Raw genomic sequence first — 17,570 nt, forward strand, 5'->3', positions numbered from 1 at the left:
TGCCTCCCGGCCTGGAACCAATAACTATCCCGGTAAGACTATCCCGGCTAGAGTGCGGGCATGGTTCGGCTTCCACTCACCCCCGCCGAGATCGAGCGCGGACAGCGCCTCGGCGCCCTGCTGCGCGACGCGAGGGGCGAGCGCCCGATGCTCGACATCGCGCTCGACGCGGGCATCTCGCCCGAGACCCTCCGCAAGATCGAGTCCGGGCGCGTCGCCACTCCCGCCTTCCCGACCATTGCCGCCATCTCCGAGGTCCTCGGCCTCTCGCTCGACGTGGTGTGGGCCGAGATCAGCCCGGCCAGCAGCGAGGTCACTCCGGTCCCCGGCCGACCTCCCCACCGGGCGCGCGGACGCCTGGCGTCCTAGGCCGGCAGACCGCTCTCGGGGTGGCCCACCGGAACCCCGCCACTGGCCGGATCAGCCCATTGCCCGGTGCGGGACGGGCCCCTACGCTCGAGGGGGCCGATCGAGCGAGGGTCGTCCGGTCCGCCCAAGGAGAAGACATGCTCGGCGACCACACTCCCGTCACCACCCTCGGCGTCTCGGATCTTGCGCGGGCTCGCGAGTTCTATGAAGACACGCTCGGCCTCGCACCCGGGACCGAGATGATGGACCAGGGCGTCACCTACCAGTCAGGCTCTGGCGCCTTCTTCGTCTACACGTCCGAGTTCGCAGGCACGAACAAGGCGACGGCGATGATGTTCGAGCTGCCCGACGACGCGTTCGACGAAGTTGTGGCCGACCTGCGCTCGAAGGGCGTGACGTTCCAGACCTTCGACGTCGAGGGCATGGAGTGGGACGACGGCGTCGCGAGCGGGAGCGACGGCGAAAACACGTTCAGGAGCGTGTGGTTCACGGACCCGGACGGCAACATCCTCAACCTCGGCACCGGCATGCCCTGATCCGGGGAGGTCCGGCATGAACTGATCTGGCACCGCGGCACCCCGGCGAAACGCCGGTATGCCGTTCGCCGCTGGCTGGGCCTGGCGGGAGCGCGGAGTGCGGTCTACGCGCGCAGCGCGGATGGGACTGCGGCGAACGGCATACCGGCGTGAAGCCGACTGAATGCGCTGATGGGTCAGAGGTTGATCATGTGGCCGACGATGCCGTGGACCGACTCCTTGACGGCCTCGGACAGCGTCGGGTGCGCGAAGACGTTGCGGGCGACCTCGTCGGCGGTGAGGTCCCACTTCTGCGCGAGGTTGAGCACGGGCAGCAGCTCGGTGACGTCGGGGCCGATCATGTGGGCGCCGAGGATCTCGTTGTGCTTGGCGTCGGCGACGATCTTGACGAAGCCGACGGCGTCGCCGAGCCCCATCGCCTTGCCGTTGGCGCTGAACGGGAACGTCGCGGTCTTGACGTCGTAGCCCTTCTCCTTGGCCTGTGCCTCGGAGTAGCCGAACGAGCCGATCTGCGGGTGGCAGTAGGTCGCTCGCGGGATGAAGTCGTACTCGATCGGCATGGTCTCGGCGCCGGCGATGGTCTCGGCGGCGACGATGCCCTGGGCCTCGGCGACGTGGGCGAGCATCAGCTTGGCGGTGCAGTCGCCGATGGCGTAGACGTTCTCGACGTTGGTGCGGCAGTAGTCGTCGATCTCCACGGCGCCGCGGTCGGTGAGCTTCACCCCGATGGCGTCGAGCCCGTAGCCCTCGGTGCGCGGTGCGAACCCGATCGCCGACATGAACTTGTCGGCCTCGAGCACCTGCGAGTCGCCGCCGGCGGCCGGGGCCACGGTGACCTTGACCCCGGAGCCGGTGTCCTCGACGCCGTCGACCTTGGTCGAGAGCATCACCTTCACGCCGAGCTTCTTGTAGTGCTTGAGCAGCTCCTTGGAGACGTCCGCGTCCTCCGTCGGCACCATGCGGTCGAGGAACTCCACGATCGTCACGTCGACGCCGAAGTTCTTCATGACGTAGGCGAACTCGACGCCGATGGCGCCCGATCCGGCGATGACGATCGAGCCAGGCAGGTTCTCGTCGAGGATCTGCTCCTCGTAGGTCACGACGTTCTGGGAGACCTCCATGCCGGGGAGCATGCGGGTCACGGCGCCGGCCGCGATGATGAGCTTGTCGAAGGTCACCGTGCGCTTCTCACCCGAGTTGAGCGCGACGTCCATCGACGTGGGGCTGGTCAGCGTGCCCCAGCCGTCGATCTCCTCGATCTTGTTCTTCTTCATCAGGAAGTGGACGCCCTTGACGATGCCGGACGACACCGTGCGCGAGCGCTTGTGCGTCGGGCCGTAGGACATCGTCGCGTCACCCTCGATGCCGAACTTCGCCTTGTCGTGCTGCAGCGTGTGCGCGAGCTCGGCGTTCTTGATCAGCGCCTTGGACGGGATGCACCCGACGTTGAGGCAGACGCCGCCCCAGTACTTGGACTCCACGACAGCGGCCTTGAGACCCAGCTGCGAGGCGCGGATCGCCGCGACGTATCCGCCGGGACCGGCACCGAGGACGACAACATCGAAATCAGCCATACGACAAAGACTAGTTGTATGCCGTCCGCTCCCGTCGCGCTCCCCCGTCACCGCCACTCGCGACCGGTCGGCGTGGCTCGTTCATCGGGGCAGCAGCCGCAGGGCCTCATGGATCGAGCGCGAGATGGGCGCCGCCGTGTCGCTGCCGTGGCCGCCCTGGCTCACGGCGACGGACACGGCATACCGCGGCTTGGTCGTCGGGGCGTAGGACACGAACCACGACGTGTCCGACTTGCCGAAGACCTCCGCCGTCCCCGTCTTACCCGAGACCGGCCAGTCCGCCGGCATGCCCGTGAACGCCGGCGCCCCGGTGCCCGAGACGACCACTGCCCGAAGGGCGGAGTGGACATACGTCGCCACCGCCTCGGGAAGCGCGGCACGATGCACCGGTCCGGCCGGAACCGCCTGTGCCACACCGGAGACAGGGTCGACGACCTTCACGCCCACACGCGGGGTGCGCACGACCCCGCCTCCCGCGACCGCGGCATACGCCACCCCCATCTGCAGGGGTGTCGTCGCCACGTCGCCCTGGCCGATCGAGAAGTTCGCCGCATCACCGGCACGGAACAGGGCACCCGAGGTGCAGTTCTCGCTGGCCAGGGCCTTGAGGTATGCCGCTCGCGCCGGATCGTCGCGCGACACCTCGGGATAGCCGGACTTCGCCCGCCTGCAGGTCTCGTCCTTGGTGTCGTCCCAGACCGCACGCTTCCAGGTGCGGTCCGGGATGCGTCCCGCGCTCTCGTCGGGGAGGTCGATGCCCGACCGCTTGCCGAGACCGAAGTCCCGGACCGTCGTGATGAAGGGGTCCTTGGCGTCTGCCCCCTTGAGTCCCCCGAGGGCGAGCCACGACCGGTAGGCGACGTCATAGAAGACCGTGTCGCAGGAGACCTCGAGGGCACGGTGGAAGCTGATCGGACCATAGGCTCGCGACTCGAAGTTCCGGAAGCTTCCTGTTGCCGATCCGATAGCTCGACCCGCACTCGTAGGTCCCGGTCAACGGCTTCCCGGCGGCCACTGCGGCCGGCACGCTCAGCGCCTTGAGGGTCGACGCCGGAGCCGTCGCCGACCCGGTCACCCGTGAGAGGAGCGGTGTCCCGGCCGTGGGTGCGGTGAGCGCGGCGTACTCCTTGGCAGAGATGCCCCCGGTCCACACGTTGGGGTCATAGGTCGGGGCGCTCGCCGAGGCCAGCACCCGCCCGGACGTGACGTCAAGGACGACCGCACCCCCCGAGTCGGCCGGTTGCCCGCGGGTGCGTGCCGCAGCCATCTCACGAGCCAACGCCTTCTCGGTGGCAGCCTGGACGGAGGCGTCGATGCTCGTCACCAGGTCGCGCCCCGGCACCGGGTCGACCCGCGACACGACACCCGTGACGAGACCGCGCGGGTCAACGGACACGGTGGTGCGACCCGGGGTGCCACGCAAGGCCGTGTCGTACTGCTGCTCCAGGCCTGCACGCCCCACGAGGTCGTCCGCGGTGATCACTCCGGCGCCTGACTCGCTCGCCGCGACCTCCTTGTCGGTGGCCCGGCCGAGGTAGCCCAGCAGGTGTGCCGCGTTGACACCCAGGGGCGCGGGGTAGCGCCGCACCGGCACCGCTTCGACGGACACCCCGGGGAAGAGGTCCGGCCGCTCGACGAGGCTGAGGGCGCGCTGCGCATCGACGCCGCTGGCGATCGGGATGGGCACTTGGGGCGACCCCGACCAGCACGCCGGCGCTGGAGGAGCACCCTCCTCACCGCACAGGTGGGTCCGGGCCAGGAGCTCGTCCAGGGGGCGCCCGAGGGTCTGGGCCACCCGCGTGAGCAGGCCGCGGCCCGCGTCGTCGCTCTCGGCGACGACGCGCCGCTCGAGCGTCACCACGGTGACGGAGGTGTTGTCCGCCAACGGCTTCCCGGTGCGGTCGAGGATCCGACCCCGCACCGCGGGGACGATGATCTCGCGCGTGTTGAGGGCGGCGGCTGCGGCGGTGTAGTCGGCGTGCTCGGAGAGCTGCACCTGGCCCAGCCGACCGAAGAGCGCGACGAAGAGCAGCGCGACCACTGCGCCTGCCGCCAGGAACCGGCCCTGGTGCGCCGACCCGTCCCTGGGTCGGATGCCGATGTCGGTCACGCGAACCTCCGGTGCTCTGCATGCCGCTCGACGACGTTGAACAGCGGCACCAGCAGGAGTCCGACGGTCGCGGTGGCCAGCACGCGACCCAGCGAGGAGCCGACATCGACCGGGACACCCTGCGCGAGGGCGAGCAGGGCCCGCGCGATCTCGAGTCCGGAGCCGGCGGCCGCAATCACGGCGACCACCCACACGAGCGACACCCGACCGGGGCGTCGGGCGAGCCCGACGGCGACGCCGCACACGGCATACAGAAGGGCCTGGGTGCCGAGCACCGCCGAACCCGGCGGGAGCAGGTCGAGGAGCCACCCACCGGCCAGGCCGGTGAGCAGGCCGGCACGCGGTCCGGCGCGAAGGGCCGCGGACGACACGACCACGAGGACGAGGTCGGGCAGCGGAGCGAGGTGACGGGCGCCCAGCGTCACCGCGAGGACGGCCCCGACGAGGAGGAGGGCGCCACGCAGGAGCGCTCCCGGCACGGTCACGGCGCTCCCCCGGTGAGGTCCGGTCGTGGGGTGCTGCGAGGACCGGTGAGGAGGACACCGACGACCGACAGCTGACCCACGTCCACGGCAGGTCGCACGGTGCCCGTCGACGCGAGCCGACCGCGTCGCGGCTCGACCTCGCTCACCGTCCCGACGAGGACACCAGCGACGAACGGGCGGCCTCCGACGCTTCCCAGCGTGCGCACCTGGTCCCCGACACGGAGCGTGCCGGTCTGGACGAGGGTGAGACCGAGCTCGCCCGCCCCGCGTTCGGCTGCCGGGGCAGCCGACCCACCGACGGTCGCCAGGGCACCCGCCGCCCCGACCGTGGCACCGACGGTGACGTCCGGCCCGCCGACGACGAGGACGTCGGACGTCCACGGGGCCACGGACTCCACGCGGCCGACGAGCCCGTCACCCGAGACGACGGTGCGGTCGGCGCTGACGCCGTCACGGCTGCCGACGTCGATGGTGATGCGGACGATGCCCTGCGGCCCGGGTGCACCGACGCCCACGACACGGGCGGGCACCACCCGAGCCCCCGCGGTCGAGGCGGAGGCGAGCAGGGTCGTGAGCGCGGCCCCACCCTCCCGGGCCAGCCGGGCCTCACGCAGCTCGCTCGCCAACCGGTCGTTCTCGCGACGGAGCTCCTCCTCGCCTGGGCGGCCCGCCGGGGCGAGAACCCGCTCGAGCGGGCCGAGGACGGTCGCGGCTCCGCGCCGGAGCAGCCCGGTGCCGGGGCCACCCACGAGGTCCACGACCACGAGGGCCAGCGTGACGAGCACTGCGAGCGCGACGAGTTGACGCCGTCGGCGGTCGGACGCGTCTCCCCTCACGGCCGTCGGTTGTCGACGAGGACGCGGTGGAGGGTGTCGAACTCCTCGACGCACTTGCCGGCCCCCCTGGCGACGGCACGCAGCGGGTCCTCGGCGACGGTGACGGGGACGCCGAGCTCGTGGTGCATCCGCTCGGCGAGCCCGCGCAGCAGGGCTCCACCACCGGTGAGGGTGATGCCGCGCTCGAGGATGTCGCCGGCGAGCTCCGGAGGGCAGACGTCGAGGACCGCCCGGGCCAGCTCGACCATCTGCAGCACCGGTGCCTCGATGGCGCGACGGACCTCGACTGACGAGATCGACACGGTCTTGGGCAGGCCGGTCACGAGGTCACGACCACGCACCCGCTCGCTCAGCTCCTGGCGCATCGGGAACGCCGACCCGACCGCGACCTTGATCTGCTCGGCACTGCGCTCACCGAGGAGCAGGGAGTACTCGGACTTCACGTGGGCGATGATCGCCTCGTCGACCTCGTCGCCGCCGGTGCGGATCGACCGGGACGTGACGATGCCGCCGAGGCTGATGACGGCGACGTTGGTCGTGCCGCCGCCGAGGTCGACGACCATCGAGGCCATCGTCTCCTCGATGGGCAGTCCGGCTCCGATGGCCGCCGCCATGGGCTCCTCGATGACGTGGACGCGTCGCGCACCGGAGCGCAGGGTGGAGTCCTCCAGCGCTCGGCGCTCCACGCTGGTGATGTCGCTCGGCACACAGACGACCATCCGCGGCCGGAGCAGGCGCGACGGCGCCACCTGGTCGACGAAGTAGCGCAGCATCCGCTCGGTGACGTCGGCGTCGGAGATGACTCCGTCTCGCAGCGGGCGGACGGCACTGACCGAGTCCGGCGTGCGGCCGAGCATCTCCTTGGCGCGGTGACCGGCGGCGAGGAGCTGGGAGGTGCCGGTGCGCACCGCGACGACCGACGGCTCGTCGAGGACCACCCCACGGCCCCGCTCATAGATCACCGTGTTGGCCGTCCCGAGGTCGATCGCGAGGTCTCTCGCGCGCACCCATCGGTCCAGTCCAGCCACGTCACCGATGCTACGTCGGGACGTGCCGCGCTCCGCGTCCCAACACGCGCGGGCACAGGCTCCTCCATCAGTCGAGGTGGACCGCACGCCGTGTGCTCAGCCGGTGGCGCCGAACTGTTCGACGCGTATGGCCGCCGGATCCAGACCGGACTCGACCAGGAGGTCCTCCGCGAACTGGGCGAACCGCGAGGAACCGCAGACGTACGCGAGCTGGATGCCCTCGAGGAGCGGCGTGATCTCCGCTCGGGTCGGGGCGCCTGCCGCACGTTCGCTCGTCGCCAGACGGGTGAAGGTGATCGTGGCGCCCGCCTGCGCGAGCTCCTGGGCATAGGGCAGCTCCTCAGGGCGTCGAGCGACTGCCACGACGCGCAGCAGGTCTTCGCGGCCGAGCTGCCGAGCTGCCCGAGTCATGGCGACCGCGGGGACGACGCCGGTCCCGCCGACCAGGCAGAGCGCCGGGGTCTGCGTGTCCCACCTGAACCAGCGGCCGATCGGGCCGCGCATCTCGAGGACGTCGCCGACTTCGGCCACGTCGGCCAGGAACTCCGAGATCTCGCCGTTCGGTAGCCGCTCGATGAGGAACTCGACGAGTGGGTCGCTGTCGTCGGACGCGATGGAGTACGACCGCTGGGCCGTGTAGTCGTCCGGGGCGCGCAGCCGGATGAGGTAGTGCTGTCCGGGCCAGTGCCGATGACGGTCCTCGACGCGCATGCGCAGCCTCACCAGATCCGGGGAGGGGAAGTCCTTGGTGATGATGCGGCCGGTCGTCCAGGCCGTCGGGCCCGGGCTCGAGGACGCGACGGAGCTGTCGATCGTCACTGGTCGCCTTCGTAGCGTTGTTCGCGCCACGGGTCGCCGCGGTCGTGGTAGCCGTTGCGCTCCCAGAACCCGGGTCGGTCCTCCGCCGTCAGCTCGAGACGGCTGATCCACTTCGCGGACTTCCAGAAGTACAGGTGCGGAACCACCAACCGAACCGGGCCACCGTGCTCGGCTGTCAGTGGTCTGCCGTCGTACTCCCACACCACCCACGCCCGCCCGTCGGTGACGTCCGCCAAGGGCAGGTTGGTGGTGTAGCCGGTCTCGGAGTGGGCGATGACGAACCGTGCCTCCTCCTGCGGCCGTGCAGCGCTGAGCAGGCTGTCGACGCTGACGCCGCCGAAGCTCACGTCGAACTTCGACCAGGTCGTCACGCAGTGGATGTCTCCGTGGAACGCAGACTTCGGCAGCTGCTGGATGGTGTCCCACGTCCAGGTCGTGGGCTGGTCCACGAGCCCGTCGATGCGAAGGGTCCACGACTCGAGCCGAATGCCCGGTGTGGCCTCGGCGGTCAGGACCGGCCAACCGCCACCGACATCGTATTGTCCGGGAGGCAGCCGGCCCTCGGGGCCATCGGGGCGGCGGCGGAAGAACCCTCGGGTCACCGGCATCAGGCTTCTCCTCGTGGACGGGGCACACGCCAGAAGTCGTTCTTGCCGCAGCCTACTCAGGAAGAGGGCGAACAGACGCAGGTATGCCGCCCGCACACGGGTGCGGACGGCATACCTTGCGCTGTGTGTCAGCTTCTCCAGCTTCACTGCTTCGGGTTCTTGCCCCGGTTGCAGGGGTTGCCGACGTCCACGGACTCGCCGCGGTCGACGACGATGCTGCGGGTGGCGAGGACCTTGCCCTGCTTGTTCTCGCAGGTGAGGTTCCACGTCTCCTTGACGCCGGTGACGATGGCCGGGTCCGGCGCCTGGAAGGACATCGTGCCCGTCCAGTCGGCAGCCGAGCCGCCGCCGTAGTTCACGGCCTCGACGCGGTAGCCACCGGGCACCGGGTCGAGAGCGGCCGCGATCTCCGGGTTGGCCAGGGTTGCTGCCGACGCGACCTGGTTGCCGGCCGAGTCGTAGATGAAGAAGTCCCAGTCGACGTTGGGATCGGGGTTCGGACCCTGCCAACCGAAGGTGAAGAGCACCTTGCCGTTGTCGTAGGTCGGCAGGCCCTGGATCGTGACGTTCGAGAACTCCGAGCCACCGACCGCGGGAAGGCCGGCCGGGTTGGGGATCGGTGTGCTCGGCTGCTGCGGGGCGACCGCGTCACGACCGTAGCGACCGGCGACGATCGGTCGGGTCGACGGGTTGACCGCCCACGAGAACGACCCACCCTTGCCCTGGAGCGACGACGTGAGGACGTCGGTGAAGGGGATCGGTGCGCCCACGGAGCCGTCCGCCTGGATCACCGGGGAGGTCATGCCCTGGTAGGTCTTGCGGATCGTGAGGTTGGTGTTGGCCGGCGCCTTGCCGGTGATCGTCGAGTGCAGGGACTTGTCGACCGTGGCCGCCGCCATCTTGTAGTACGCCTCGCGGTTGCCACCCTTGCCTGCCCCGGCTGCGGGGGCGAGTCCGGCGTACTCCGCGACGACTCCGGTCTCGTACGGCGGGTGGAAGCCCTCCGTGCCGATCTCGAACGTGAAGCCGAGGCCACCGGTGTTCCAGTAGCTCCAGTCCTCGGTCGAGCCCGACGTGTCGTAGAGACCGAACGACGGGATGTTGGCGTAGTCGTTGTGCTGCGCCATGTCGGCGCCGAGCGCGCGGTACTTGAGCTCGTCGGGGGTGAAGCCGGTCGAGGCCAGCGACGGCGGGCGCAGGATGAGGTTGCTGAAGGTGTGGTTGGTGATGAGGTTGGTCACCTGGCGGAGCTGACCAGCTTGCGCACCGCGTCGACCTCGGGCTCGCTGCCCGGGGCGTCACCGCGGAAGGTGTCGCTCCGCCAGTTCGTGGAGGCGCCGGGGCCACCCCAGAATCCGGGGTAGTTGCGGTTGGGGTCGGTGCCGCGCTCGCGACCAGCGAGGTTGTTGTCGCAGGTGCCCGTGCGGGACGCCGCTGGCGTCTGGACGCTGATGGAGCAGTTCTTGCGCTTCATCTCGTAGTCGAACCTGCTGAAGTCGCCCAACGGGGCGGCCTTGCGCGAGATCTCGAACCCGTCGACGTTGACCACGGGGACGACGATCAGACGCATGTTCTGGAGGAGTCCGGCGTTGCGGGCGTCGTCGCCCTCGAGGAGGTCGTACGCGAACTCCAGAGCGTGCTCGGACGACGGCCACTCGCGGGCGTGGTGGGCGCCCATGAGGAGGAAGACCGGCTTGCCGTCCTTGGTGTTCGGCGCGTTGTCGGTGACCTCGATGCCCTGGATCGGCTTGCCCAGCACGGACGGGTTCGCAAGGGTGAGGGACTTGACCTTCGTCGGGTACTTCGCGGCCAGGGCCGCCATCTCGGAGTTGTAGTCGACCAGGTGGCGGTAGCCCGTGCGACCGCTCGGGAGCGCGGACTCGGCCACGCTCGCGGCATACGCCTTGTCCTTGGACTTGTTGGCCCGCTCCACGGCAGCGAGGTCGGCAACCTTCACCGTCCACTTCTTGCCGGACGCCCGCAGCTTGGCCACGTCGGCCGCTCCGTGCAGCACGACGTCGACGCCGGTGGTGTCGGCGTGCTCCGTGGTGTCGAGGCCCAGGGCGTCGACCGCCGAGCGCTCCTTCTGCGTGGACGCATGGACGGTGACGATCTGCACCTTGTCGTCCTGTGCATTGGGGCGCGGCGCCGCGGTGGCGACTCCCGCACCCACGAGGCCGACAGTGGCCAGCGCGACAACGCCCACCACCCCCGGCCCGACTCGACTGATCCTCATGCGCACTCCTTCGATCAAGGGACGCGGCCTGATGGGCCGCGAGCCTCAACCTAGAGCGCCGACGGCCGTTCTGCCCGGTGAGAGCGGGCCATCTTTTCGCGCGGGGTCGTGCGGAGGGTCAGATCGCTCAGAGCTGGGGGAACCAGATCCCGATCTCGCGCGCAGCCGACTCCGGGGAGTCGGAGCCGTGGACGATGTTCTTCTGCACCTTCTCGCCCCAGTCGCGACCGAGGTCGCCGCGGATGCTGCCCGGTGCTGCGTCGGTCGGGTTCGTCGCACCGGCGAGGGAGCGGAAGCCGGGGATGCAGCCCTGTCCCTCGATGACCGCGGCGGTCACCGGGCCGGACGACATGAACTCGAGGAGCGGCTCGTAGAAGGGCTTGCCCTCGTGCTCGGCGTAGTGCGCGGCGAGCATCTCGCGGGTCGGGGACGTCACGGCGAGCGCTACCAGGGTGTAGCCCTTGGCCTCGATGCGCCGCAGCACCTCCCCAGAGAGACCGCGGGCGTAGCCGTCAGGCTTGACGAGGACGAGCGAGCGTTCGATGGTCACGCGGCCACCCTAGCGATCGGTCTCGGCGTCCTGCTCGCGGGCCGCCATCATCGTGTCGACCTGCTGGCCCTTGACGAGGCAGAGGACCCAGAGCCCGGTGAAGATCAGGCCGACCCCGATCATCGGGGGGACGACGAACGCACTGAGCCAGGTGAGCAGCTGGACGACCCAGCCGAGCGGCAGCCCGAGCGGACCGCGCAGCATCCCGGCCGCGACGAAGGCGAGGAGCGCGAGCCCGCAACCACCCCAGAGCAGGGTCCTGGCGTTGTCGGATCCGTCCGCCAGTGCCGTGCTGCGGGCGAGCAGGGCGCCGAGCAGGATGACGAGCGCCTGGCTCCCGAGCACCGTGGCAAGCATCCGCCAGGTGAACGTGCCCGTCCGACCCAGGAACGGGAGGCGCGTCATCCGCGTTTCCACTCCCGCACGTCGATCGCGGCCTTGGCGGCTTCGAGCGGAGCCTTGGTCGCCTTGCGGTAGAGCTTGATCGCGGTGACCTTCTTGCCCTTGGCGAGGGCGAGGTCGATGGACTGCTGCACCTCGGGCGGCAGGTCCTCGACCGGCCGGAAGCTGATCTTGTCGCCCCGGGTGCTCTCGCGCAGCTTGGTCACGAGCCAGAAGACCAGCGCCGCGACGGCGACGAGGACGATCAGTTTGGTGATCGGATGCATGCCATGAGGGTATGCCGCCCGCTCTCGTTTCCTGGACGGGCGCCTGTTCCGCACTCGTCCCCTTGCCACCGCCGACCCTCGCCTCCACCTGATCGAGGTCGGGCCGCTGCGCGCCGGGATTCGGCACGGGGGCCGTTTCCCTGCGCCGGACCCTCGTCCCATCTAGGATCTGCTCGGCTGGGTGCGCTGGGGACCCGGGGGGAGCAGAGGAAAACCATGACGTCTCGTCGTCGCCCACGGGCCCTGATCGCTGTCGGGGTTGCTCTGAGTGCGGCACTCGTCGCCGCGACTGCAGTTCCGGCTGGTTCTGCTGTGGCCAGGACACCGGCTGGTGTCGGCACGAGTGGGGATCCCGTGATCGAACCTCCCGCCTTGGGTGCCGTCGAGCCGGTGCCCTCCGGACGCACCTACGACTCGAGGTCCCACACAGCCCTCAAGCCCGGCGAGCTCCGCATCATCAACGTGCGCCCGCCAGATCGGACCGACACGTGGGCCGGCGCGTGGATCAACGTCACGGCAGCACAGGCGCAGGCACCCGGCTACCTCACCGTGTGGTCGGGGGAGGGTCCTCGTCCCAGCACGTCGACCCTGAACTTCACCGCCGGCCAGAACGTCCCGAACCTGGCTGCCGTCTCCGTCACCGACGCGGGAAAGGCGACCGTCTACAACGGATCCAGCGGCACCGTCCATGTCGTCGTGGACGTGGTCGCCCGAGTCGGCGGAGGCACCTCGGTGGCCCCGGGGAGCACGCAGTCGATCACGCCGTTCCGCGCCCTGGACACGCGAGCGACACGGGTCAAGGTCCCGGCGGGTGGCTCGACCGACGTGCCGGTCACGGGTCGCAACGGGGTGCCCACGACCGCATCCGGAGTGGCGCTCAACGTCACCGCGGTGACCCCGAACGCAGGCGGGTGGGCGGTGGTCCACTCACCGTCGGCGCCGCGTCCGCCGTCGTCGTCACTGACCTGGACTACGGGAACCACCCGGGCCACTGCCGTCTTGTCGTCCGTCTCCGGAGGCAAGGTCCGTGTCCACAACGGCGGCACCTCGGCCGTGGACCTGTTGGTCGACGTCTCGGCGTGGATCGCCCCGGGGTCCACGCAGGAGCGCCCCACTGCCGTGACGTTGGATGCGCCGATCCGCCTCCTGGACACACGAAGAGGCTCGCTCATCAGGCCTGGGGGCACCTTCGACCTTCCCACCACGGCATATCCGGGGTACCACTGGCCGATCTATGCGGTGACCACGACCCAGGCGACCGGAGTCGGCTATCTCTCCTATTCGGGCAGCCGCGCGTCCATCACCAACTTCGCCGCAGGAAGCACGACGACGAGCCTCACGGTCTTCCGCGGCAACAGCCCGCGGGCCGTCCCGCGACTCCAGAACAGCGGATCGGCGTCCGTTCACGTCGTGGTCGACCAGGTCGGCTGGGTGGGACCCGACGTCGTGCTGGGCGGGCAGGTCACGTCGCCCGCCGGCCAGGCCCTCAACGGGATCGACGTGGGCTTGGCCGCTCCGGACCTGGCTCCCGGGCGCCTGGGTCTTACGGCCATGCCTGCTCGCACAGGGTTCGATGGCCGGTGGCGCAGGTACACGGCAGCGGCCTCTGCACCTGTCTGCGCGGTCCAACCACGAATCGACCCCGCAGCGGATCTCACGTGGGCACCTGCGTGCGTCGCCGGAGACATCGTCGACCCCAAGACGTACGCGTTCCCAGCCGGGTCGAGGGCTCTGGGCATCGACCTCACTCTCCCCGGCGCCGGATCCGTGGCCACCACCCTGCTCCCGTCATCCATCCAGCCGCTCACCGCCTACGCCCTCGTGCGCAACGTGGACACGGAGAAACAGTTCTTCGTGCGACGCCCAGAACGGTCCGATGGCCGAGTCGTGGTCGACGGTCTCGAGGAGGGCGAATACCTCGTGCTTCTGTATGACGTTACGGAGAACTACGAGTTCGAGTGGGTCGGTGGGCTGCAGGCAGGGACCCTGACCACCGCCGAGCTGCTCGCCCGCGGCGCGGAGACGGTTCATGTGACAGCCGGCCAACGCACCGAGCTGGGCACCAGGACACTCGCCCTCGGCGGCCGTGTCATTGCAACCGTCCGGACACCGGGCCCCGGGGTCAGGCTCTTCACAAGTGACGGGACACCGTTGTTCTTCCGGTCGTTCGGTGTCAGCGACCCGTTCAACCACGGAGGTCTGCGGCCTGGCACCTACTACCTCTGCCAGCAGTGGCCGTGCGCGCCACCTCCGAGCGGTCTCGGGCCCATCACGGTGACAGCGGGTCAGACGACGACGGTCGAGATCCCCGCCCCATGACCCTCAGGCGTCGGTGACGCCCAGCAGCATGCGGACCTCGGCCGCGGTGATGACCGAACCCGTCGCGAGGACTCCCCCGCCGACCCCGCTCTCGTCGGCGATGCCGGCCGCGCGGTCGAGGGCATCGGGGAGGTCGTCGACCACGGTCACGCGACTTTCACCGAAGATCCCCTTGGCGAGCTCGCCGAGGTCGTTGGGGCGCATCGCCCGCGCCGACGTGGTGCGCGTGACGATGACCTCGTCGAGGACCGGCTCGAGGATCTCGAGCATCTGGGACGCGTCCTTGTCCTTGAGGATCGCGACGACACCGACGAGCTTGGTGAAGGTGAAGGCCTCCTGCAGGCCGTCGCGCAGGGCGATGGCGCCGGCCGGGTTGTGGGCTGCGTCGACGAGGACCGTGGGGCTGCGGCGCACGACCTCGAGCCGACCCGGCGAGGTCGCCGCAGCGAGCCCGGCCTTGAGCACGTCGAGGTCGAGCTCCTGCTCCCCGCCCCCGATGAAGGCCTCGACGGCGGCGATGGCGAGGGTTGCGTTCTGAGCCATGTGCGCGCCGTGGAACGGGAGGAAGAGGTCGCCGTAGGTCGTCGCCAGGCCGCGCACGGTGAGCGCCTGTCCCCCGACGGCGACGTCTGCGCCCTCGCGCCCGAACTGCTGTCCCTCCACCGCGATCTGGGCGCCCACGTCGTCGGCGCGCTCGGCGAGGATCGCGGTGACGGCCGGGTCGTCCTGCTGCGCCGAGATGACGATGCCGTCGGCCTTGATGATCCCGGCCTTCTCGAGCGCGATGGCCTCCACGGTGTTGCCGAGGAAGTGCTGGTGGTCCAGGGCGATGGGGGTGATGACCGAGACGACTCCGTCAGCGACGTTGGTCGCGTCCCAGCTGCCGCCCATCCCCACCTCGATGATCGCGACGTCGACGGGGGCGTCGGCGAACGCCGCGTAGGCGACAGCCACGAGGACCTCGAAGTAGGTCATCCGCGGCTCGTCGTCCTGCGCCGACCTCGCGTCGACGAGCTCGATGAGCGGGAGGACCTCGGCGTAGGCACGCAGGAACTTCTCGGCCTCGATCGGACGTCCACCGATGGCGATGCGCTCGAGCATCGTGTGCAGGTGCGGTGAGGTGAACCGCCCTGTGTTCAGCCCCATCTCGCGCAGGATCGACTCGACCACCCGAGCGGTCGTCGTCTTGCCGTTGGTCCCCGTGAGGTGGATGACCGGATAGGTGCGCTGTGGGTCACCGGCCAGCTCCATGACGGCCTGGATGCGGTCGAGCGATGGCTCGAGGTCGTGCTCGGGCGCACGGGCGAGGATCGACTCCTCGACCTCACGCAACCGCTGCATGATCTCGAGGGTGCGCGCTGCTTCACGCTGGGACGAGTCGGGAGCCGGTGCCATGGAACCCATTCTCTCAGCCCTCACGTCCTGCCCCGGACCAGTGGGTTCCTCGCCCAATTCCCCCGATTCTCACCGGGGTGCCCGTGAGTTTCTCACCCAATTCCCCCGAGTCTCACCGGGGTGCCCGTGAGTTTCGGGGGAATTGGGTGGGAAACCGACGGGGTCAGTCGAAGGAGGCGCCGTCGAAGTCCTCGGGCGTGTAGTTCCGCGGCTCGACGAGCACCATCCAGTTGCCGGAGTTGTCGCGCATGAGCGCCTCGACGCCATAGGGACGGTCCTCGGGCTCCTGGAGGAACTCGACCCCCTTGGCCTTGAGCTCCTCGACCGTCCTGCGGCAGTCGTCGACGTGGAGGCCCACTCCGGGGAGGCCGCCCTCGGCCTGCGCCCGCTGCATCGCCGAGATGAGGTCGTCCGAGAGGGGCTTGCTCGGGGTCGTGAGGTGGAGCGAGAGCTCGGGTTGGTCAGGGTGGGTGACGGTCACCCAGCGGAAGTCCTCCCCGAGGACGATGTCGTCGCCGGCGGCGAAGCCGAGGACGTCGGTGTAGAAGGCGAGGGACTCGTCGAGATCCTTCACCCAGACGGACACGAGGGACACGTTGGTGATCATGGGTTCGACGGTATGCCGCCGGGTCAGCGCCCCGCTTCTCCCGAATTGCTCGGTATGCCGCCCGCTCCCGTTCCCGGGTCGCCGCGCCTCTCGACGAGGCCGGTCATGAAGACCCAGCAGCCAGGAATGCGTGGGGCGCCGCTCACGGCATACCTCGCCTGGAAGGCACTGGGAGTCTCACCGACGATCTCGCGGAACCGACTGCTGAAGGAGCCCAGGCTCGAGTAGCCGACGGCGTGGCAGACCTCCGTCACGGTGAGGTTCGTCGTCCGCAGGAGGTCCTGAGCGCGTTCGACGCGCCGCTCCCCCAGGTAGGCGAGCGGGGTGAGTCCGTAGACCTTGGCGAACGACCGGAGGAAGTGGAACTTGCTCAGCCGCGCGATGGCGGCGAGCTCGTCGAGGTCGAGCTCCTGCGCGAAGCTGCGGTCCATGTGGTCGCGGGCTCGGCGCAGGTGCACGAGGACGTCACCGGGGACGCGTCGGGCGGGCTCAGGCACCGCCCAACCCTAGGGTCAGCGGGTGACGACCTCGGACTCCGGCGGCAGCGTGGGTTCCCCCGGCTTCCATCCGGGCGGCGCGAACAGGTAGCCGGCGCGGTGGCGCCAGGTCCGAGCACGGCGCACGTCGCGCACCGCCGCGAGGAACTCGCCGTACTGCAGGCGGAACGGGTTGTGAGTCGTCACCGGAACCGTGAGCCCGTAGACCGGGAGGTCCTTCTCCTCGGCGTAGGTGCCGAAGATGCGGTCCCAGATGATGAGGATGCCGCCGTAGTTCCGGTCGAGATACTGCTTCTGGCTCGCGTGGTGCACCCGGTGGTGGCTCGGGGTGTTGAGGACGAGCTCGAGGGGGCCCCACAGCTTCGGGATGGTCTCGGTGTGCACCCAGAACTGGTAGATGAGGTTGAGCGAGAAGGCGAAGAAGATCATCCACGGCGGCACCCCGAGCAGCGGGAGTGGAGTCCAGAAGAGCAGCTCGCCCCACGGGTTCCACTTCTGCCGCAACGCGACCGAGTAGTTGAAGTGGACCGAGGAGTGGTGCGCCTGGTGCGCGGCCCACAGGATGCGGACGCGGTGGCTCGCGCGGTGGTAGGAGTACCAGAGCAGGTCGACCGCCAGCAGGGTGAGGACCCAGGTCCACGGGTTGCTCGCGTCCAGCTGCCACGGCGCGACCGACCACAGCGCGAAGTAGAGGAACAGCGCCGCGAACCGCGCTCCGAGGTTGATGACGACCGAGCCGACGGCGCTGCCGAGGTTCGAGAGGGTGTCCGGCGTGGAGTAGCCCTTGCGAGGCTCCTCCTCGTCGTCGTCGAGGTACTTGATCGCCAGCAGCTCGAGCCCGATGAAGAGCGCGAAGAACGGCACCGCGAACAACACCGGGTCGTGCGTCGGGTCGCTGACGATCTCCCACGGCGTGTCCATGGCGACAAGTTA

The 17,570-nt window shown here is 69.8% G+C and carries 20 protein-coding genes; 3 read left to right on the forward strand and 17 right to left on the reverse strand.

Annotated features, from left to right (window positions below):
* The first annotated feature begins 60 nt into the window (after positions 1-60).
* Complete coding sequence (locus ACZZ98_RS01180) at positions 61-369, forward strand: helix-turn-helix transcriptional regulator (RefSeq protein WP_463514573.1); 309 nt, start codon at positions 61-63, stop codon at positions 367-369.
* A 137-nt stretch (positions 370-506) separates the two neighbouring features.
* Complete coding sequence (locus tag ACZZ98_RS01185; protein WP_463514574.1) at positions 507-905, forward strand: VOC family protein; 399 nt, start codon at positions 507-509, stop codon at positions 903-905.
* Positions 906-1,081: 176 nt separating this feature from the next.
* Here the strand turns inward: ACZZ98_RS01185 and lpdA are convergent, their stop codons facing one another.
* The 13 genes from lpdA to ACZZ98_RS01250 all read right to left on the reverse strand — a co-directional run bounded on the left by lpdA (position 1,082) and on the right by ACZZ98_RS01250 (position 11,819).
* On the reverse strand, positions 1,082-2,479 hold the full coding sequence (lpdA, locus tag ACZZ98_RS01190) for a dihydrolipoyl dehydrogenase (RefSeq protein WP_463514575.1): 1,398 nt from the start codon (positions 2,477-2,479) through the stop codon (positions 1,082-1,084).
* Between the two features lie 81 nt (positions 2,480-2,560).
* Positions 2,561-3,445, reverse strand: a complete 885-nt coding sequence (locus ACZZ98_RS01195) for a penicillin-binding transpeptidase domain-containing protein (RefSeq protein WP_463517702.1) — start codon at positions 3,443-3,445, stop codon at positions 2,561-2,563.
* On the reverse strand, positions 3,342-4,589 hold the full coding sequence (locus ACZZ98_RS01200) for a penicillin-binding transpeptidase domain-containing protein (protein WP_463514576.1): 1,248 nt from the start codon (positions 4,587-4,589) through the stop codon (positions 3,342-3,344). The genes ACZZ98_RS01195 and ACZZ98_RS01200 overlap by 104 nt, the downstream gene beginning before the upstream one ends.
* The gene (gene mreD / locus ACZZ98_RS01205; protein ID WP_463514577.1) at positions 4,586-5,074 is read right to left on the reverse strand and encodes a rod shape-determining protein MreD; all 489 of its coding nucleotides are present in this window, start codon (positions 5,072-5,074) and stop codon (positions 4,586-4,588) included. Before mreD ends, ACZZ98_RS01200 begins: the two co-directional genes overlap by 4 nt.
* Positions 5,071-5,910 carry a rod shape-determining protein MreC gene (gene mreC, locus ACZZ98_RS01210; protein WP_463514578.1) on the reverse strand — a complete coding sequence of 280 codons (840 nt, stop codon included), beginning with the start codon at positions 5,908-5,910 and terminating at the stop codon, positions 5,071-5,073. The genes mreD and mreC overlap by 4 nt, the downstream gene beginning before the upstream one ends.
* On the reverse strand, positions 5,907-6,938 hold the full coding sequence (gene mreB / locus ACZZ98_RS01215) for a rod shape-determining protein MreB (protein WP_463514579.1): 1,032 nt from the start codon (positions 6,936-6,938) through the stop codon (positions 5,907-5,909). Before mreB ends, mreC begins: the two co-directional genes overlap by 4 nt.
* Before the next feature lie 96 nt (positions 6,939-7,034).
* Positions 7,035-7,757, reverse strand: coding sequence for an FAD-binding oxidoreductase (locus ACZZ98_RS01220; RefSeq protein WP_463514580.1), 723 nt, complete (start codon positions 7,755-7,757; stop codon positions 7,035-7,037).
* The gene (locus ACZZ98_RS01225) at positions 7,754-8,365 is read right to left on the reverse strand and encodes a sulfite oxidase-like oxidoreductase (RefSeq protein ID WP_463514581.1); all 612 of its coding nucleotides are present in this window, start codon (positions 8,363-8,365) and stop codon (positions 7,754-7,756) included. The genes ACZZ98_RS01220 and ACZZ98_RS01225 overlap by 4 nt, the downstream gene beginning before the upstream one ends.
* 143 nt (positions 8,366-8,508) lie before the next feature.
* A complete protein-coding gene (locus ACZZ98_RS01230; RefSeq protein ID WP_463514582.1) occupies positions 8,509-9,606 on the reverse strand; it encodes a hypothetical protein in 1,098 nt (365 codons plus the stop codon).
* Positions 9,603-10,601 (reverse strand): M14 family zinc carboxypeptidase, encoded by a 999-nt coding sequence (locus tag ACZZ98_RS01235; protein ID WP_463514583.1) that lies wholly within the window; start codon positions 10,599-10,601, stop codon positions 9,603-9,605. The genes ACZZ98_RS01230 and ACZZ98_RS01235 overlap by 4 nt, the downstream gene beginning before the upstream one ends.
* A gap of 127 nt (positions 10,602-10,728) precedes the next feature.
* Positions 10,729-11,151 carry a nucleoside-diphosphate kinase gene (ndk, locus tag ACZZ98_RS01240; protein WP_463514584.1) on the reverse strand — a complete coding sequence of 141 codons (423 nt, stop codon included), beginning with the start codon at positions 11,149-11,151 and terminating at the stop codon, positions 10,729-10,731.
* A 9-nt stretch (positions 11,152-11,160) separates the two neighbouring features.
* On the reverse strand, positions 11,161-11,556 hold the full coding sequence (locus tag ACZZ98_RS01245) for a DUF4233 domain-containing protein (protein WP_463514585.1): 396 nt from the start codon (positions 11,554-11,556) through the stop codon (positions 11,161-11,163).
* Positions 11,553-11,819 (reverse strand): hypothetical protein, encoded by a 267-nt coding sequence (locus tag ACZZ98_RS01250; protein ID WP_463514586.1) that lies wholly within the window; start codon positions 11,817-11,819, stop codon positions 11,553-11,555. Before ACZZ98_RS01250 ends, ACZZ98_RS01245 begins: the two co-directional genes overlap by 4 nt.
* Positions 11,820-12,173: 354 nt before the next feature.
* Here ACZZ98_RS01250 and ACZZ98_RS01255 point away from each other — a divergent pair, with 354 nt between their 5' ends.
* The gene (locus tag ACZZ98_RS01255) at positions 12,174-14,138 is read left to right on the forward strand and encodes a hypothetical protein (RefSeq protein WP_463514587.1); all 1,965 of its coding nucleotides are present in this window, start codon (positions 12,174-12,176) and stop codon (positions 14,136-14,138) included.
* Between the two features lie 3 nt (positions 14,139-14,141).
* Here ACZZ98_RS01255 and ACZZ98_RS01260 read toward each other — a convergent pair whose 3' ends face one another.
* From ACZZ98_RS01260 to ACZZ98_RS01275, 4 genes are all read right to left on the reverse strand, one after another.
* Positions 14,142-15,542 carry a bifunctional folylpolyglutamate synthase/dihydrofolate synthase gene (locus tag ACZZ98_RS01260; RefSeq protein ID WP_463514588.1) on the reverse strand — a complete coding sequence of 467 codons (1,401 nt, stop codon included), beginning with the start codon at positions 15,540-15,542 and terminating at the stop codon, positions 14,142-14,144.
* A gap of 154 nt (positions 15,543-15,696) precedes the next feature.
* Positions 15,697-16,140 carry a VOC family protein gene (locus ACZZ98_RS01265; RefSeq protein ID WP_463514589.1) on the reverse strand — a complete coding sequence of 148 codons (444 nt, stop codon included), beginning with the start codon at positions 16,138-16,140 and terminating at the stop codon, positions 15,697-15,699.
* Positions 16,141-16,163: 23 nt separating this feature from the next.
* Positions 16,164-16,637 carry a helix-turn-helix transcriptional regulator gene (locus tag ACZZ98_RS01270; protein WP_463514590.1) on the reverse strand — a complete coding sequence of 158 codons (474 nt, stop codon included), beginning with the start codon at positions 16,635-16,637 and terminating at the stop codon, positions 16,164-16,166.
* Between the two features lie 15 nt (positions 16,638-16,652).
* Complete coding sequence (locus tag ACZZ98_RS01275) at positions 16,653-17,558, reverse strand: sterol desaturase family protein (RefSeq protein WP_463514591.1); 906 nt, start codon at positions 17,556-17,558, stop codon at positions 16,653-16,655.
* Positions 17,559-17,570: the final 12 nt, after the last annotated feature.

The organism is Knoellia sp. AC549, assembly GCF_979258975.1.

Bases quoted from the DNA above. Each gene is read 5' to 3' on its own strand.
- ACZZ98_RS01250 (WP_463514586.1), bottom strand. From the start codon at position 11,819: ATGCATCCGATCACCAAACTGATCGTCCTCGTCGCCGTCGCGGCGCTG.
- lpdA (WP_463514575.1), bottom strand. From the start codon at position 2,479: ATGGCTGATTTCGATGTTGTCGTCCTCGGTGCCGGTCCCGGCGGATAC.
- ACZZ98_RS01245 (WP_463514585.1), bottom strand. From the start codon at position 11,556: ATGACGCGCCTCCCGTTCCTGGGTCGGACGGGCACGTTCACCTGGCGG.
- ACZZ98_RS01260 (WP_463514588.1), bottom strand. From the start codon at position 15,542: ATGGGTTCCATGGCACCGGCTCCCGACTCGTCCCAGCGTGAAGCAGCG.
- ACZZ98_RS01265 (WP_463514589.1), bottom strand. From the start codon at position 16,140: ATGATCACCAACGTGTCCCTCGTGTCCGTCTGGGTGAAGGATCTCGAC.
- ACZZ98_RS01225 (WP_463514581.1), bottom strand. From the start codon at position 8,365: ATGCCGGTGACCCGAGGGTTCTTCCGCCGCCGCCCCGATGGCCCCGAG.
- ACZZ98_RS01185 (WP_463514574.1), top strand. From the start codon at position 507: ATGCTCGGCGACCACACTCCCGTCACCACCCTCGGCGTCTCGGATCTT.
- ACZZ98_RS01180 (WP_463514573.1), top strand. From the start codon at position 61: ATGGTTCGGCTTCCACTCACCCCCGCCGAGATCGAGCGCGGACAGCGC.
- ACZZ98_RS01275 (WP_463514591.1), bottom strand. From the start codon at position 17,558: ATGGACACGCCGTGGGAGATCGTCAGCGACCCGACGCACGACCCGGTG.
- ACZZ98_RS01235 (WP_463514583.1), bottom strand. From the start codon at position 10,601: ATGAGGATCAGTCGAGTCGGGCCGGGGGTGGTGGGCGTTGTCGCGCTG.